The following is a 15,013-nucleotide window of genomic DNA, read 5'->3' on the forward strand; positions in this document are numbered from 1 at the left end:
AAATCACTTATTTCACAGCCATATCATTACTTAATTTGGAAAGAGGAAGTATTTGTTTTATTGTATTAGTCACCCCAACAACATCTAAGCCAGCCTTTGCTAATTGTTCGTTTTGAGAGGCATGGTCTTGAAAATAATCTGGCATAGTTAAGCATCTTATTTCTTTATTTCCATTATTAAGAACACCCTTAGAAGACAGAAAATGTAAACAGTGTGAGCTAAAACCACCTGCTGAACCCTCTTCTATTATAATTAACTTAGAGTGGTTTTTCCACAAATCTTGAAGTAATTCAGTATCAATTGGTTTTGCAAACCTAGCATCTGCCACAGTTATTGAGCGACCTTCTGCAAGCAAATTATCTGCAACTTTTAATGCCACACCAACTCTAGTGCCTAAAGCAAAAATTGCTAAATCTTTTCCTTTTCTGACAATACGACCTTTACCAATCTCAATAATATCAGGAGATTGTTTTATATCAACACCTTCACCTTCACCTCTAGGGTATCGGCAGAAAATTGGTCCATCACTATACCTTGAAGATGTTAAAACCATATTTGCCAATTCTGCTTCATCACTTGGCGCCATGACAACAACATCAGGCAAACAACAAAGGTAAGCTAAATCAAACGACCCAGCATGTGTTGCTCCATCAGCACCAACAAATCCTGCTCTATCGAGCATAAATCGAACTGGTAATTTTTGAATAACAACATCATGAATAACCTGGTCATATGCTCTTTGTAAAAATGTCGAGTAAATTACAACAAACGGCTTCAAACCTTCTGAAGCCATTCCTGCTGCAAATGTTACAGCATGCTGTTCGGCAATACCAACGTCAAAAAATCTATCTTCGTATTTTTCTGCAAATTTATTTAGGCCAGTTCCAGAAGGCATGGCTGCCGTAATGGCCATAATCCTTTTATCTTTTTCTGCAATCTTACATAGCGTTTCTGAAAAGACATTTGTATAAGTTGGGGCGTTAGAAACTGCCTTAACTGTATCTCCAGTTATTACGTTGAATTCTGAAACAGCATGATATTTTTCATGAGAACCTTTTGAAAAAGGGTGTCCTCTTCCTTTTTCCGTAACAACATGGAGTAACATTGGCTTTTCATGAGAACCATTTTTTAAATTTTCTAGAATTTTAACCATTGATTTAATATCATGACCATCAATAGGTCCAAGATAATTCATACCCATTTGACTGAATATTGTGCCTTCAGAATTACCTAAAAAATTACGTGCAATATTTTCAGCTCTTTTAGCTGTCTCACCTATCTCCTTTGGAAAAAGATTTACCATTTGTTTAGCTATTTCTCTAACGTTATTAAAAGGACGGCTTGATACAACGTTTGATAAATAATTACTTAACCCCCCAACAGCAGGTGCAATCGACATATCATTATCGTTTAATATTACCAGTAAGTTAGTTTTTAAAGCACCAGCATTGTTTATAGCTTCATATGCCATTCCTGCGCTCATTGCTCCGTCACCAATAACGGCTATAACATTGTTAAATTTACCTAGTCTATCTCTCGCAACTGCCATTCCTAGCGCTGCCGAAATAGAAGTAGATGAATGTCCAGCTCCAAAAGGGTCATAAATAGATTCTGATCTTTTTGTAAAACCTGAAATACCCTTTGATTTTCTTAAGGTACTCATCTTATTTCTTCTAGAGGTTAAAATTTTGTGAGGATAAGCTTGATGGCCAACATCCCATATTAGTTTGTCATCAGGTGTATCGAAGACATAATGAATGGCAACAGCAAGCTCAACAACTCCAAGTCCAGCTCCTAAATGACCTCCAGTTTTAGAAACGCTATCGATCATATCGGAGCGAATTTCTGAAGATAATTGTTCAAGGTTATCTATTTCTAGAAACTTTAAATCATTCGGGTCATTTACCTGATCAAGTATCGGTGTAGATGAAAATGTATTTTTTTTATCTTTATTTGCCATTAATTAAATTAAACCTAATGTAATATTCATAAAATTAATGATTTCTATTTACAGTATATTTTGCCAAAGATACAAGGTTTTCTATATCATACCCAAAATTTTCAATTGTACTTATTGCTGAATTTGATGCTTCTAAAGCTCTTTTGGTTGCTTTATCTCTACCTAATATTGTAACGAAATTTGGTGTTTCATTTTTATCATCTTGCTTAATAGGTTTCCCCATGACTGTTTCGTCACCATCTTTATCTAACAAATCATCTGCTATTTGAAAGGCTAGACCTATATTACTTGCATAACTGATAATTTTATCCCGTTGTTTATCATTAACGTTCAATAAAATAGAAGCTACATGAGAGCAAGATGAAATTAATACTCCAGTTTTATGGCTTTGAATCCATTCAATTTCATCTAAGCTTAAGCTACTTTTGTTATTTAAATCCATATCAGCTTGCTGCCCACCAACCATTCCATAAGGGCCTATCGCTTTTGCTAATGCAAAACAGATTTCAGATCTTTGCATGGAGTCTTTAATTAAATTCTGGTCACTTATAATTTGGAAAGCCCAACTTAACAATGCATCTCCGGCTAAAATAGCTGTATGCATGTCATATTTTACGTGATTAGACGGTTTTCCTCTCCTTGTAGAAGAATTATCCATAGCAGGCAAATCATCATGTATTAATGAATAAGTATGAATAGCTTCAATAGCGGAAGCTACAACAACTAGTTCATCGTACTTTGACTTTGAAATTTCTTGATTATTAATTGAACCTAAAAATTTTCCAGATTCTATAACTAAAAAGGCTCTTATTTTTTTCCCACTATTAATTGAAGAGTATCTCATAGCCTCAAAAAGTTTAGAGTTTAGACTATCTCCAATTGGCAAATGTTTATCTAAAAATTGATCTATCACATATGAATTTTTTTTTAATTTATTTATAAAATCAATCATACATATGTGCTCTATTTACAAGACATATTAGTCAGAGTCAAAAGTGGTTAATTTATCTGGGATTACATCTAAATTATCTGATGATTGAATGGTTTCAACTTTCATTTTAGCTTCGTTAAGTTTTTTCTGACAAAGGTCCTTTAACTGAGAACCTCTATCATATGCCGAAATTGCCTGATCAAGTGATATATCCCCTTTATCCAGAGATTCAACAAGTTTTTCTAATTCATTCATCGCTTCTTCAAAAGTCATCGTGTCTATCACATTGTCATTGCTCATAAACCAAACACCTATATCAAATCATTTTTATATTTATCTTTAAAAACTAACTCCTCATTCAAATTTAATCAATAGATTACTTAATCATATGAAGTGCGTTTATTAACTTTCTTCCTATATTAACCTCGAAAGCTGAATGACCTGCATCCTCAACAATTTCAATTGTTGCCATATCCCAAACCTTACAAAGATATAGTGCGTTAAATGGTGGACATATTACGTCATGCCTACCTTGAATTATAACTGCAGGTATTTTTGATATTTTATGAATATTTGAAATAATAAAATTATTTTTTATGAAGCAATTATTAATAAAATAATGAGTTTCTATTTTTGCAATCGCCAGAGCATTTTCTCCAGATACTGGCCGTTCAACATACTCTAAAGATGAACAAGAATTTTCATACTCTGCCCATACTGATGCTGCCTTAAGGTTTAGCGATCTATTATTTATTCTTAGTTGCTGATAAAACCACTCAAGTATTTTGGTTCTATGGGTTAATGGAACATGTGTTATAAATTTTTCATACGCTTCTGGAAAAAATTTTCTAATGTCATATAAAAACCAATTTATCTCATCAATAGTACCTAAAAAAATTCCCCTAAGAATGAAACCTAAACATCTTTGTGGAAAATTAATACCGTATAATAAAGCAAGAGTGCTTCCCCAAGAACCTCCAAAAATATACCAGTTATCTATTTTTAGAAAAACTCTAAGTCTTTCAATGTCTGAAATAAGAGATTCAGTATTATTATTCTTAGTTTCTGCATATGGGATGCTTTTACCAGAGCCTCTTTGATCAAAAAAAATTACTCTGAAAATTTTTGGATCAAAAAAAGCTTTATGAGAGTTTGAAAAACCAGCTCCTGGCCCACCATGTAAAAACAAAACAGGCTTCCCGTTAGGGTTTCCATATTGTTCATAATAAATTTTATGACCATTACCAACATCTAGATAACCTTCTTGAAAAGATGGCAGACAATCAAAAAGAAAAGTAGATTTTTGCTTGATAGTTAACATTAATTAATTAGTTTTAGATAAATATGACTAAGCAGCTTCTTCGGCACTATCATAAATTATTTTTTCTAACTTTATGACTGCGCTATCTTTATCTGTATCATCAACCGCTGCAAACTCACTAGCTAAACGTTCTAAAGCTGCTTGATACATTTGTCGTTCAGAATAAGACTGCTCCCCTTGGTCATCCTTACGATATAAGTCTCTCACCACTTCTGCAATCGAAACAAGGCTTCCAGAATTAATTTTAGTTTCATATTCCTGGGCTCTTCTTGACCACATTGTTTTTTTAACTTTAGCTTTACCCTTTAAAGTGATAATTGCTTCATCCATCTGAACTTTACTTGACAGAGTTCTTAAACCAGATTCGGTTGCTTTGGACAAAGGAACTCTTAATGTCATCCTTTCATGCTCAAAACGAATAACTAGTAATTCTAAATCTGTTTCTTCAATCTTACGTTTTTCTGTTCCTATAATTTTACCAACACCATGACTAGGGTAAACCACAAAATCACCCGGAATAAATGTATTAATTAAGTTTTGATCTTTAGACAATTCAGTACACCTTTAATATAAAAAGGGTCTTATAACATATTTACGCTTAAATAACTAGGTTTAAAGAAATTAATGTTTACTTGAATTTATATTTCTCCAGGATTTTTAGAACCATATTTCTCAAATTTACCTGTCTCGTCCGCGTATTTTTCGGCATCAGGTAAAGGATCCATCTTCATAGTAATGTTAGGCCAAATTTCTGACATTTCTTTATTATACTCTAGCCATTGATCAGCGCCAGGATCCGTATCAGATTGAATTGCATCAACGGGACATTCAGGTTCACATACTCCACAGTCAATGCATTCATCGGGATGAATAACAATGGTGTTTTCACCTATATAAAAACAATCAACTGGACATACTTCCACACAATCGGTATGCCTACAATTAATACATTTATCATTAACTATATAAGTCATTTTACTACCTAATACTATTTTAAATTGTTTAAACTACAACAATTTAGATTACAAGTTAGATATTAATTAATGTCAGTTTCTACCCATTAATTTATCTGTCTGACGGCGCTCTAATTTTGTTGGACGCCCTACCCTCTCAACAAATTTAAGATTAACTTTCTTATCAGTTGTAATTTCTTTTTTTTCTATTGGTGTTAAATCTTCATAATAAAGGATTGATTCTAAAAAAGGACCTCTTCTATTAGGAATATTAATAATTTTTAATATTTTGACTTTATCATTAATTGGTATGGTCAAAACATCGTCTATTGAAACTAATTTATGTGGCTTTTGAGTTACTTGTCCTGCTATACGTACTCTGCTTGTAGTTATAAATTTTGTTGCTAAATTTCGACTTTTAAATAATCTAATATAAAACAGATAGAGATCTAGCCTTATAGTTTTTTTTTCCTGAATATCTAAGGCCATCTACTTTATTTTAATAGATTTTAATATTGCGAATGGCGATAGCGGATCTGCTAACTGATCTTGCTTCTTATTTTTAAAATTATTTTTTAAATTTGTTTTAGAGTTTTGTTTATTTTTTGAAACAAATTTAATTGTTTTATTTAAATTTTTACTTTTACTCTTCGGACGTTCAAAAATGACAATTGGAATTTGATCAACTAAAGTTGATGGTTCCTCTCCATTTTTAACATAACCTAAATCATACAAAATATCTTCCATTTGAATTTTCGTAGACCCTGAAATAGACAACATTGAGTCATTTATTTTAAATTTACCAGTTCTTGCTTCTGCTCTGATTAGGGCTGAAAGTCTTTCTGCAATATCCGCCCTTAAAGCTAAATTACCTAGTGGTACAAACCCTAACGCTCTATAGTAATCATGGTTAGCATCAGGGCCAATTACAACACTAACACGACCATCAGGTGGAGGGCCCTCCTCTGGAAAATTATGATTATAAACAGACCATAATAATGCACGTAATTTTATAGATGATGGCTTTAAAAAGTTAGGTAAATATATAGTCTCGACACCTAGTCTTAAGCCTAGTTTTGCTAAATTTCTTTTATCATTCTCAGAAAGTTTATTTATCGACATTGACAAATTACTTGTTTTTGCAGACCCCATCCCTTCATAAACTTCATAGGCTATTCCAAGAGCTTTACCTGATAAATTGTTATCTGATACAATGTCTTCTTTTTCAGCAATATCATCAGTTTCAGTAATAATATTTTTTTCAATATCATTATTATCTAAATTCACTTTTTTATCTATTAATGGTTTTTTAAGATTAATGGCTTCAGATAAAATATCTTTAATGTTTTTTTCAACTGCCTCATTAATTCTTAATTCAATCTGTTTTATATGTTCATCCAACAATAATTCAGAATTATTAACACTTATTTTTGGTGAATATAAATTCTCACCTTGAACCAGTATTGCAACTTTATTGTTTTGCCATCGAATAGTGCCATCGCTATTAAATTTAAAAGCCGCATTATCTGAAATCAAAAGTTCTCGAACTCGCCTTTCAATCTCTTTAGGTAAAATTTTTCTTGCTGCCGTTAGGATGGTTGCTGCTTTTTCACCTTCAGATAGATAAGGTATGAAGTCAAAACCATTAAGGGTTCCTACCTCTTCTTCTTCTATAAAGACTTTTCCGTCTAACCTAATTACTGCTTCCAAATTATGATGCTCTTTCATTGTTTTATTTAATATTACAATTTTTTTATCTACAAATCTTTGTGTTAACCTATCGTGTAATTCATCAGATAATTTGTCTTCAATGGCTTTGGCTTTAGCTTGCCAATAATCTGCTTCGTCTAACCAATTTTTTCTATTTGTTATAAATGTCCAAGTTCTAATATTAGATATTCTATTTAATAATGTATCAATTTCTCCATCTACTCTATCATGCCTACTGATTTGTGAACTTATCCAATCATTATCTAATTTGCCTTTTAATAATAATTCAAAAGTTTTTTCTAGCAAGTTAAAATGCATGCTAGATAAGGAATTGCTGAAATCAGGAATTTGACAAATATTCCATAAAAGAGACAAAGTTTCTCTGCTATCAATTTTATTTTTAATGGTATCTTGTTCTGAGAGATGATTTAAACAAATAGCGTCTAAAGCACCAACTTTTTTTCTCATAAATTTGAAGGGTGGAGGAACTTCTAAAGACCTAATTAAATTATTTAAAGAATTAAAGTTTAATTCTGTATTTCTCCACCATATATTTCTTAGTGACATAAATGAATGAGTTTCAATTTGTTCAATGGTATCTTCTTCAAAACTTAAGTAATCTTCAACAACTCCAAATGATCCATTACGGCTGTGACGTCCTGCTCTACCGGCTATCTGGGCAATTTCTGCCGCTGACAGATGTCTGGGGGCATTCCCATCAAACTTTATATCAGAAGCAAAGGCAACATGATCAATATCCATGTTTAAGCCCATTCCTATTGCATCTGTAGCAATCAAATAATCAACTTGTCCACTTTGATAGAGTTCTACTTGGGAATTTCTTGTCCTTGGAGACAAAGCACCCATCACTATTGCAGCGCCACCTTTTTTTGTTCTCACAAGCTCGGCGATTCTATAAACCTCTGGAACTGAAAAAGCAACAACTGCAGACCGAGGCTTTAATCTGGTTATTTTTTTTACACCTATATAACTTAGAGTAGATAACCTAGGTCTTATTTCCACTTCGCAATTAGGTAATATTTTTTGTAACAATGGCTTTATAGTTTCTGCTCCAAGAAAGACCGTTTCTTCTGTCCCCCTGGCATTAAGAATTCTGTCTGTAAAAATAAATCCCCTTTCAGGATCAGCTGCTAATTGAATTTCATCTATTGATACAAAAGAAAAAGATCTTTCCAAAGGCATGGATTCTACTGTACAGCAAAAATATTTAGCGAAAGGTGGAACAATTTTTTCTTCACCTGTCACTAAAGCAACATTTTCTTTACCAACTTGTATAACTGCTTTTTCATAATTTTCTCTAGCCAAAAGCCTTAAGGGAAAACCAATAATACCTGATTTATGAGAGAGCATTCGATCCATTGCATAGTAAGTTTTACCAGTATTAGTTGGCCCTAATAACGCTTTTATAGAGTAGTTTTTATCAATACTTTTAGGAGACATATCAGTAATTTTCTTTTTACTTAAATCAAATAACTTGTTCTATGTTAAAGAGATAAAGATGCCGTTTCAATGTTAATCTTTTATAAATCCAACCTAACATTATCCCATAAATTTAATATACACTTTTAAAAAAAATCAATAGAATAAAATTTCATTGCAATTACTTTCTGGAGAAAATTATGTCGGCTCACAAACGCAAAGCTATAATTACAGGTGGCAGCAAAGGCATAGGCAAGGCAATAGCTGAACGTTTTGCTCAAGAAGATATTGATATTTTCCTACTTGCTTCAAATGAAGAAAATCTTGCAAGGACTGCATCTGAACTAAAAGGTAAATATAAAGTTAGTATTCAATATCAAGCATCGGATCTTAAAACTAAAGAAGGTTGTAATAGTGTAATAAATATTATTGAAAATGAATTTCAAGATTTTGATACATTAATTTTTAGTGCAGGCGCTACAAAGAGCGGCGATTTTCTGAAGCAACCTATTGAAGATTTTGAAGATGGATTTGCTTTAAAATTTTATAGCGCTGTTAGGTTGTCCAAAGCTTTTTGGCCTACTCTATCTAAAAATAAAGGATGGGTTGTTTCTATCAATGGAGCAATGAGCCATTCTCCTGATCCATTTTTTATGGTTGGTGGCGCTGTAAATGCCGCATTTTTAAATTTCTCAAAAGCTTTGTCAAAAAGAGGATTGATTGACGGAGTTAATGTTAATTCAATCAACCCTGGCATGACATCAACAGACCGCTTAATAACAATCATTCAAAGTAATGCAGATCGAGACAGAATTACGTTTGCTGAAGCAGAAAGAAAAGCCTTAGAAAATATTGGATTAGATAGATTTGGCACTCCTGAAGAAGTTGCTGAATTAACTTATTTTCTCTGTGATCCTAAGATGCGTCATCTTACAGGTACTGAAATAAATCTGGATGGCGGAAAGAAAACAACTATTTAAAAATAAGGCAATTTAAAAAATGACTAAAAAAGCAGCTTCCGTTTTTGTTCAAACTCTAAAAAATCATGGTGTTGATAGATTTTTTTGTGTACCTGGAGAATCATATTTGTCAGTAATGGATGAATTACTATATTCCCCTGGTATAGAGGTTGTTACTTGCAGACACGAGGGTGGTGCTGGCTTTATGGCGGTTGCCGACGCAAAATGTACAGGCAAAGCAGGAGTAGCTTTTGTAAGCAGAGGCCCTGGTGCAACCAACGCATCTATATCCGTTCACTCTGCCCAGCAAGGTGGAATTCCTATGGTTCTTTTTATAGGTCAGATAAACAGAATCAGTACTGGTAAAATGCATTTACAAGAGATGGATTTTATTAAAACTTTTTCTGATATGGCAAAACACGTTGAACAAATAAACACTCCAAGTGAAATTGCAAATGTAACGGCAAGGGCTTTTCATATAGCCGAAAATGGTATCCCTGGACCTGTTGTTATAGCAATACCAACAGATGTACTAGAGACTAAAGTTGAAATTAATGATGTAAAACAAATTAAGATAAACCCACCATTAGCTTTTCCTGATAAAGTCAAAGAGGTATCTAACATATTAGCAAATGCAAAAAAGCCTGTATTAGTTGTTGGTGGACAAATTCATACATCAAATAATGCTAGAGAACTCGTCAAAATTGTTGCTGACAAATACAATCTACCGGTTTTATGCACTTATGAACATCAAGATATTCTCTCGCACGATCACCCTAGTTATGCAGGAGAATTAGGATTAAGGCCCCCAGAACCAATTAGAAAAAATGCCTTAGAGGCTGATGTTGTGTTAGTTGTAGGCCATCGATTTAATGGTGTGCCAAATATGGCGTATAAATTTCCATCCCCAAATCAAACTTTTGTACATGTTTTACCTGATCCAAATTCAATAGGCAAAATCTTTAGAACAGATTTAAGTATAGTTGCTGATAGTGAAAATTTTTTAGAACAACTATCAGAAATTGAAAATAAAAACGTTAATAACAATAGAAAAGAATGGGTTAATCTATGTCATCAACGTTACTTAAAAAACAATGCTACACTTCCACCAAGAAATGCAAATGATGGACTTGATTTTGCTCATTTAATTGATGGCCTAGGTAAATTAGCGCCAGAAGACTCTATAATAACAAATGACGCTGGCAACTTTACCAGTTGGATGCATCATAGATTTCCATTTAAATCTTCAATGAAATTAATTGGGTCTGAAATTGGAGCTATGGGGATGGGTATTCCAGCCGGAATTGCTGCTGCTCTTAGATTTCCAAGTAAACAAGTTTTTTCTCTTGTTGGAGATGGCGGTGCCTTAATGACTGGCTCTGAACTGGCTACTGCCGTAGCTCAAAAAGCAAAAATAAGAGTCATAGTCGCAAATAACCAACATTACGGGACAATACGTTATCATCAGGAACTTCACTTTCCAACAAGGCATCATTATGCTACAAATTTGGTAAACCCTGACTTTGCAAAATACGGAGAAAGTTTTGGACTAATATGTTTTACCATTGAAAAGGTTGAAGATGTGATCCCTACAATACAAAAAGCTATGAATGTTGATGGCCCATCATTAATAGAATTTAAAATGAGCTTAGAACTTAATACAAGCACAACGACAATTACTGAACTTCAGATAAATAAATCTTAATCTATTGTTGAGGAGCTTCAGTTACTGTAAAAAAACCTGAAAATGGGCCACTACCACCTCCACCATCAGCTGTATTGCTTGGAGCTGAGCTTGAAAATAATTGGGCTCCATAACCAGTAACATTGAACGTAAATTTAAATCCCATAGTAGAGGGTGTTATCACAACAGGGTCTGTTAAGTTCATCACACCAACTAATCTATCCACATTCGTGCATTCACCACCAGATGTTTCTCCAGCACCATCTCTTTTGTCTAGAGTTGAATTTTGCATTAAATAACCATCAAGTGTACCAACAGCAACCACAGCACCAATATATTCGCCGTCACAAGTAGCTCCTTGACCAAATTGATTCAATGTAGATGTACATTCCTCAGCAGGTCCGGTTGTATCAACAGTTCCACAAGCTCCACCTGCGCCGTCATTATTTATATAAAACGTTGTGTTATCTGCTTTAGTAAACTCGCCTTTAACACTAAAAACGTTACTTAAAATAATATATGGGTATTGATATGTTCCAATTGCAGGTGCAGTAGAAGTTCCTACAAGATCTACATCTCCCAAAGCAAAATCGTGTTCAGAACCATTTGTTTGATCAGTTGCTGTAAAAACAGTCGTGCATGTAGTTTTATCTAATGCAGCTCCTGCCATAGGATTTGCTGTACAAAGACCCATTTCAAAAACACTTGCCTTGTAAAGCTGTGGTGTAAAACGACAGGCTGTGTTTGAACCAGCAAATACGTTTGCACCTGTACTGCATGCACCACTATCCTCAGCCGTAACTGCAAAGGCTTTAAAAGAAAGGAATGAAATTGATATAATTGATAAAGAAATTATTTTAAATAAATTAGTCATATTAAACTCCTCCAGCTGAAGCTTTAAAGCTTGTCTGAATTACAATTTGATTTTTACGTCTAACTTTATCAAGCATCTTATCCTTCATAGACTTAGCATTAAAAGCTTGATTAGAAATTAAACTCTGAACAATTTTATCTTTTTCAGATTGTCCTTCACCTAAGCCAATTTTATAGGTTAGGTTTACAAAATCAACATCTGTGCCTGTATCAAAGTCTTTAGTACCAGCTTCTAATGTTATATTAGGAGCTATAGGTGCATTAATTTGTAAACTATACGTATTACCTTTTGTGTCAGCAACTTGATACCCTTCCCACTTCCAGTTTTTTACAAATATTTTAGCTGATGGAATATAAGGAACCTGTCCACCTAATTCTACTTCATAACCATCTAGGGCTCTTTCAGTATTTCCGTCCTTACCTGTCTTAGCTCCACTTGTAGCAAAATACTTATTAGCGTTAATTTCAAAGACTGAGCTTCTTATTTCTGCGCCGACACTCATTCTTGAATGTTCATAAGTGCTTTCATAATCATGAAATGCATTTACTCCATAAATCCATTTTTCATCGTCACTAAGTTGTCTATAACCAATACCTAAGTTGATTGTATTTCGATTATTTTGTCTTATGATTGAACCTTGGAAAAAAGTTAAATCACCTTCAGCACTATTTTCTGAAATTGGATTAATCGTAAGCAGGGTGAAATTTGGATCCGCACCAGTTCGACCTTCTATCGTCAATTCAGTATTTGTAAACAATGAATTAAAGCCATCTTCAAACTTTTGAATAGTTTTATCTATAATTGTATCTTTAAGCTTATCACTATTACCAGCAGCACTCACTTCAAGGAAAGTGAGTGGCATAGCCACTAAAGTTGATAGAAATATCGATTTATATTGCATAAAAATTTCCCATGATTATATAAATTTCATAAAATGATAAAAAAAAATTCTAAAAGATCAAGTTTTAAAAAAAAATTATCTTAAATGATTATTTTTTAATCACTTTATATACTTCAGTATGATCTGGGTTCCCCCCAAGTTCTTCTAGTGATTCTGATAAATAATGAGAAACACTTTTTGATAGAGAGTTTTTAGTGGTAAAGTCTTTAATTAAACTATTAGCAATTGAGACATCTTTAACCATTAAATCAAGAGCAAAACCTGAGTTATATTTTTCTGAAACTACAAATTTATCTAACTTTACCTCTGTAGTGTTATTTTTACCCGTAGCTCCATTAATAATTTTTAAAAAATTTTCTGGCTCAATACCAAAAGACCGTGCAGTTGCTAATGCTTCAAAGCTAGCTATCAAACCAGCGGCAGATACATAATTATTTAATGCCTTAATTGCATGCCCTGAACCTAATGGACCTGCAAACTGTACTTTCCCCATTACTGATAAAATGTTTTCAACAATTTTTATATGCTCAACTTTACCACCAGCCATTATCATTAAATTACCGGTTTTGGCTCGAGCAACTCCTCCAGAAACTGGCGCGTCTAAAAAATTTATACCTTTATCTTGTAAAGTTTTACCTAGTTGTTTTGTTTCACGAGGATCACTTGAGGACATATCTATTAGAATTGATTTTGTATTTAAATCTAACAACTCATTTGTAACTTGTGCAACAATTTTGCTATTAGGAAGCATGAAAATTATTACATCCATATTTATCAAGTCATTAATTGAATTAACTTGATTAACCCCAGTTGATTGTTCAATTTTTGAACCAACGTCATATCCAAAAACATTATAGCCTGCTTTAACTATTAATGGTGCCATCACTGATCCCATAGCACCTAAACCAATAAAGCCGACATTTTCTATTTTCATAACGTTTCCCTTTAATATTTAAATTTTAATTATATTCCTAAACACCAAACTCTCGATTTCAGAAATAGAGTATCCAATACTAAGCAACATTTCCTTTGTATGTTCTCCAAGATTAGGGGCGTGGAGTGTTTGATTTTCAATGTCACTATTATAACTAGTAGGAATACTTGGATAAAGCAATTCACCCTCAGTTGGATGATTGTTTGTTTTAAAAAACTTTATTTCTTTTAAATGTTCATCTTCAAAAATATCTTCAGGAAAATTAACTTTCATTGCTGGAATATCACTCTTTTTTAAATTAATTATCCAATAATTAGTATCTTCTTTTTCAAGAGCATCTGAGAGAATTGAATACAACTGATCAATATTTTCATTTCTAGATTTTAAAGACGAAAACCTTAAATCCTGCAAAACATGTTCTTTATTAATTAATTTAAAAAACCTTAACCACTGATCATCGCTATAAGGAAGAACAGCAATATAACCATCTAATGTTTTGTAGGGTCTTCTATTTGGAGAAGATTGCCTGGGGTAAATTGGAGGAGCTTTCGGCGGGATAAAATTATAGCCATATAAATGCTCCACAAGGGAGAAATCCACCATCGTCTCCATCATAGGCAATTCTAATTCTGCACCTTCTCCATCTTTAGTACGTTGAAACAATGCTGCAACAATAGACATTCCTAACATTAATCCCGTTACTTTGTCTGCCGTTGCTCCAGCCGTATAACTTGGCTGGTTTGAGTAAGCTTCTTGATAAGCTGCCATTCCACTTACAGCCTGTATGGTATCATCAAAGGCTGGTAATCCTGCATAAGGTCCCTTTGAAGAAAACCCAACTGCATTAGCAGTAATAATTTTAGGATTAATTTTTTTGAATTCAGAGTGTGTAAGGCCAATTCTTTTCAGAGCTGCTTTTCTTATGTTTGAAACGAAAACATCGGCACTTTTTATTAATTTTTTAACAATTAATTGACCATCTTGAGTTTTTAAATCTACACATATACTTTTTTTATTTCTATTTATATTTAAAAAAACAGCACCCATTCCTTTATTGACACCAGGCCCAATATATCTTGTGTTGTCACCCTCTAACGTTTCAATTTTAATTACCTCAGCTCCCATGTCTGCAAGTAACCGAGTACAATACGGAACCATCAAAATGGAAGAAGCATCAATAATTTTTATGCCTTTTAAAGGTCCGTTTTTCATGCCTAAATCCATTTGTTCATTATAAGTATTGATAGCTATTACAGAAAATAAAGAGTAATAAAATTTTAATTTAAAAAATCTCATTTAAGTTACAAGATTTTTCTTAAACTATTGTATAAATATAAAAAAAAGTA

14 protein-coding genes are annotated in these 15,013 nt (G+C 33.1%); 2 read left to right on the plus strand and 12 right to left on the minus strand.

The genetic code is table 11. The features are described from left to right. Positions 1–7: 7 nt before the first annotated feature. From dxs to ABXT66_RS08610, 8 genes are all read right to left on the minus strand, one after another. Entirely contained in the window at positions 8–1,960 is a 1,953-nt protein-coding gene (gene dxs / locus ABXT66_RS08575) for a 1-deoxy-D-xylulose-5-phosphate synthase (RefSeq protein WP_443643086.1), read from the minus strand. Positions 1,961–1,994: 34 nt separating this feature from the next. Beyond that, positions 1,995–2,912: a polyprenyl synthetase family protein gene (locus ABXT66_RS08580; protein WP_443643087.1), complete on the minus strand. Its 918-nt coding sequence runs from the start codon at positions 2,910–2,912 to the stop codon at positions 1,995–1,997. A 27-nt stretch (positions 2,913–2,939) separates the two neighbouring features. Continuing rightward, a complete protein-coding gene (gene xseB / locus ABXT66_RS08585; RefSeq protein ID WP_443643088.1) occupies positions 2,940–3,191 on the minus strand; it encodes an exodeoxyribonuclease VII small subunit in 252 nt (83 codons plus the stop codon). A gap of 76 nt (positions 3,192–3,267) precedes the next feature. Then, positions 3,268–4,212: a prolyl aminopeptidase gene (gene pip / locus ABXT66_RS08590; RefSeq protein WP_443643089.1), complete on the minus strand. Its 945-nt coding sequence runs from the start codon at positions 4,210–4,212 to the stop codon at positions 3,268–3,270. A gap of 27 nt (positions 4,213–4,239) precedes the next feature. Then, positions 4,240–4,764, minus strand: a complete 525-nt coding sequence (locus ABXT66_RS08595) for a CarD family transcriptional regulator (protein WP_443643091.1) — start codon at positions 4,762–4,764, stop codon at positions 4,240–4,242. Between the two features lie 86 nt (positions 4,765–4,850). Continuing rightward, on the minus strand, positions 4,851–5,186 hold the full coding sequence (gene fdxA, locus ABXT66_RS08600; protein ID WP_443643092.1) for a ferredoxin FdxA: 336 nt from the start codon (positions 5,184–5,186) through the stop codon (positions 4,851–4,853). Between the two features lie 72 nt (positions 5,187–5,258). After that, positions 5,259–5,654 (minus strand): RNA-binding S4 domain-containing protein, encoded by a 396-nt coding sequence (locus ABXT66_RS08605; RefSeq protein ID WP_443643093.1) that lies wholly within the window; start codon positions 5,652–5,654, stop codon positions 5,259–5,261. Next, the gene (locus ABXT66_RS08610; protein WP_443643094.1) at positions 5,655–8,336 is read right to left on the minus strand and encodes a helicase-related protein; all 2,682 of its coding nucleotides are present in this window, start codon (positions 8,334–8,336) and stop codon (positions 5,655–5,657) included. Between the two features lie 179 nt (positions 8,337–8,515). Here ABXT66_RS08610 and ABXT66_RS08615 point away from each other — a divergent pair, with 179 nt between their 5' ends. Together ABXT66_RS08615 and ABXT66_RS08620 are read left to right on the plus strand one after the other, a co-directional pair. Further along, the gene (locus ABXT66_RS08615) at positions 8,516–9,295 is read left to right on the plus strand and encodes an SDR family oxidoreductase (RefSeq protein WP_443643095.1); all 780 of its coding nucleotides are present in this window, start codon (positions 8,516–8,518) and stop codon (positions 9,293–9,295) included. Between the two features lie 19 nt (positions 9,296–9,314). After that, positions 9,315–10,979, plus strand: coding sequence for a thiamine pyrophosphate-dependent enzyme (locus ABXT66_RS08620; protein ID WP_443643096.1), 1,665 nt, complete (start codon positions 9,315–9,317; stop codon positions 10,977–10,979). A 1-nt stretch (position 10,980) separates the two neighbouring features. Here ABXT66_RS08620 and ABXT66_RS08625 read toward each other — a convergent pair whose 3' ends face one another. The 4 genes from ABXT66_RS08625 to ABXT66_RS08640 form a co-directional block, all read right to left on the minus strand. Continuing rightward, on the minus strand, positions 10,981–11,832 hold the full coding sequence (locus ABXT66_RS08625; protein WP_443643097.1) for a hypothetical protein: 852 nt from the start codon (positions 11,830–11,832) through the stop codon (positions 10,981–10,983). 1 nt (position 11,833) lies between these two features. Next, on the minus strand, positions 11,834–12,733 hold the full coding sequence (locus ABXT66_RS08630) for an inverse autotransporter beta domain-containing protein (RefSeq protein WP_443643098.1): 900 nt from the start codon (positions 12,731–12,733) through the stop codon (positions 11,834–11,836). An 88-nt stretch (positions 12,734–12,821) separates the two neighbouring features. Next, positions 12,822–13,667 (minus strand): NAD(P)-dependent oxidoreductase, encoded by an 846-nt coding sequence (locus ABXT66_RS08635; RefSeq protein WP_443643099.1) that lies wholly within the window; start codon positions 13,665–13,667, stop codon positions 12,822–12,824. A gap of 18 nt (positions 13,668–13,685) precedes the next feature. Then, entirely contained in the window at positions 13,686–14,879 is a 1,194-nt protein-coding gene (locus ABXT66_RS08640) for a CaiB/BaiF CoA transferase family protein (RefSeq protein WP_443643100.1), read from the minus strand. Positions 14,880–15,013 lie beyond the last annotated feature (134 nt).

The sequence above is a fragment of the Candidatus Levibacter sp. Uisw_134_01 genome, from assembly GCF_047717795.1.
Lineage (GTDB): Bacteria > Pseudomonadota > Alphaproteobacteria > Puniceispirillales > Marisalimonadaceae > Marisalimonas.

What these genes read in the sequence shown, in the direction of transcription:
- dxs (WP_443643086.1), bottom strand. Translation starts at nt 1,960, where the DNA reads ATGGCAAATAAAGATAAAAAAAATACATTTTCATCTACACCGATACTT.
- ABXT66_RS08580 (WP_443643087.1), bottom strand. Translation starts at nt 2,912, where the DNA reads ATGATTGATTTTATAAATAAATTAAAAAAAAATTCATATGTGATAGAT.
- xseB (WP_443643088.1), bottom strand. Translation starts at nt 3,191, where the DNA reads ATGAGCAATGACAATGTGATAGACACGATGACTTTTGAAGAAGCGATG.
- pip (WP_443643089.1), bottom strand. Translation starts at nt 4,212, where the DNA reads ATGTTAACTATCAAGCAAAAATCTACTTTTCTTTTTGATTGTCTGCCA.
- fdxA (WP_443643092.1), bottom strand. Translation starts at nt 5,186, where the DNA reads ATGACTTATATAGTTAATGATAAATGTATTAATTGTAGGCATACCGAT.
- ABXT66_RS08605 (WP_443643093.1), bottom strand. Translation starts at nt 5,654, where the DNA reads ATGGCCTTAGATATTCAGGAAAAAAAAACTATAAGGCTAGATCTCTAT.
- ABXT66_RS08610 (WP_443643094.1), bottom strand. Translation starts at nt 8,336, where the DNA reads ATGTCTCCTAAAAGTATTGATAAAAACTACTCTATAAAAGCGTTATTA.
- ABXT66_RS08615 (WP_443643095.1), top strand. Translation starts at nt 8,516, where the DNA reads ATGTCGGCTCACAAACGCAAAGCTATAATTACAGGTGGCAGCAAAGGC.
- ABXT66_RS08620 (WP_443643096.1), top strand. Translation starts at nt 9,315, where the DNA reads ATGACTAAAAAAGCAGCTTCCGTTTTTGTTCAAACTCTAAAAAATCAT.
- ABXT66_RS08625 (WP_443643097.1), bottom strand. Translation starts at nt 11,832, where the DNA reads ATGACTAATTTATTTAAAATAATTTCTTTATCAATTATATCAATTTCA.
- ABXT66_RS08630 (WP_443643098.1), bottom strand. Translation starts at nt 12,733, where the DNA reads ATGCAATATAAATCGATATTTCTATCAACTTTAGTGGCTATGCCACTC.
- ABXT66_RS08635 (WP_443643099.1), bottom strand. Translation starts at nt 13,667, where the DNA reads ATGAAAATAGAAAATGTCGGCTTTATTGGTTTAGGTGCTATGGGATCA.
- ABXT66_RS08640 (WP_443643100.1), bottom strand. Translation starts at nt 14,879, where the DNA reads ATGAAAAACGGACCTTTAAAAGGCATAAAAATTATTGATGCTTCTTCC.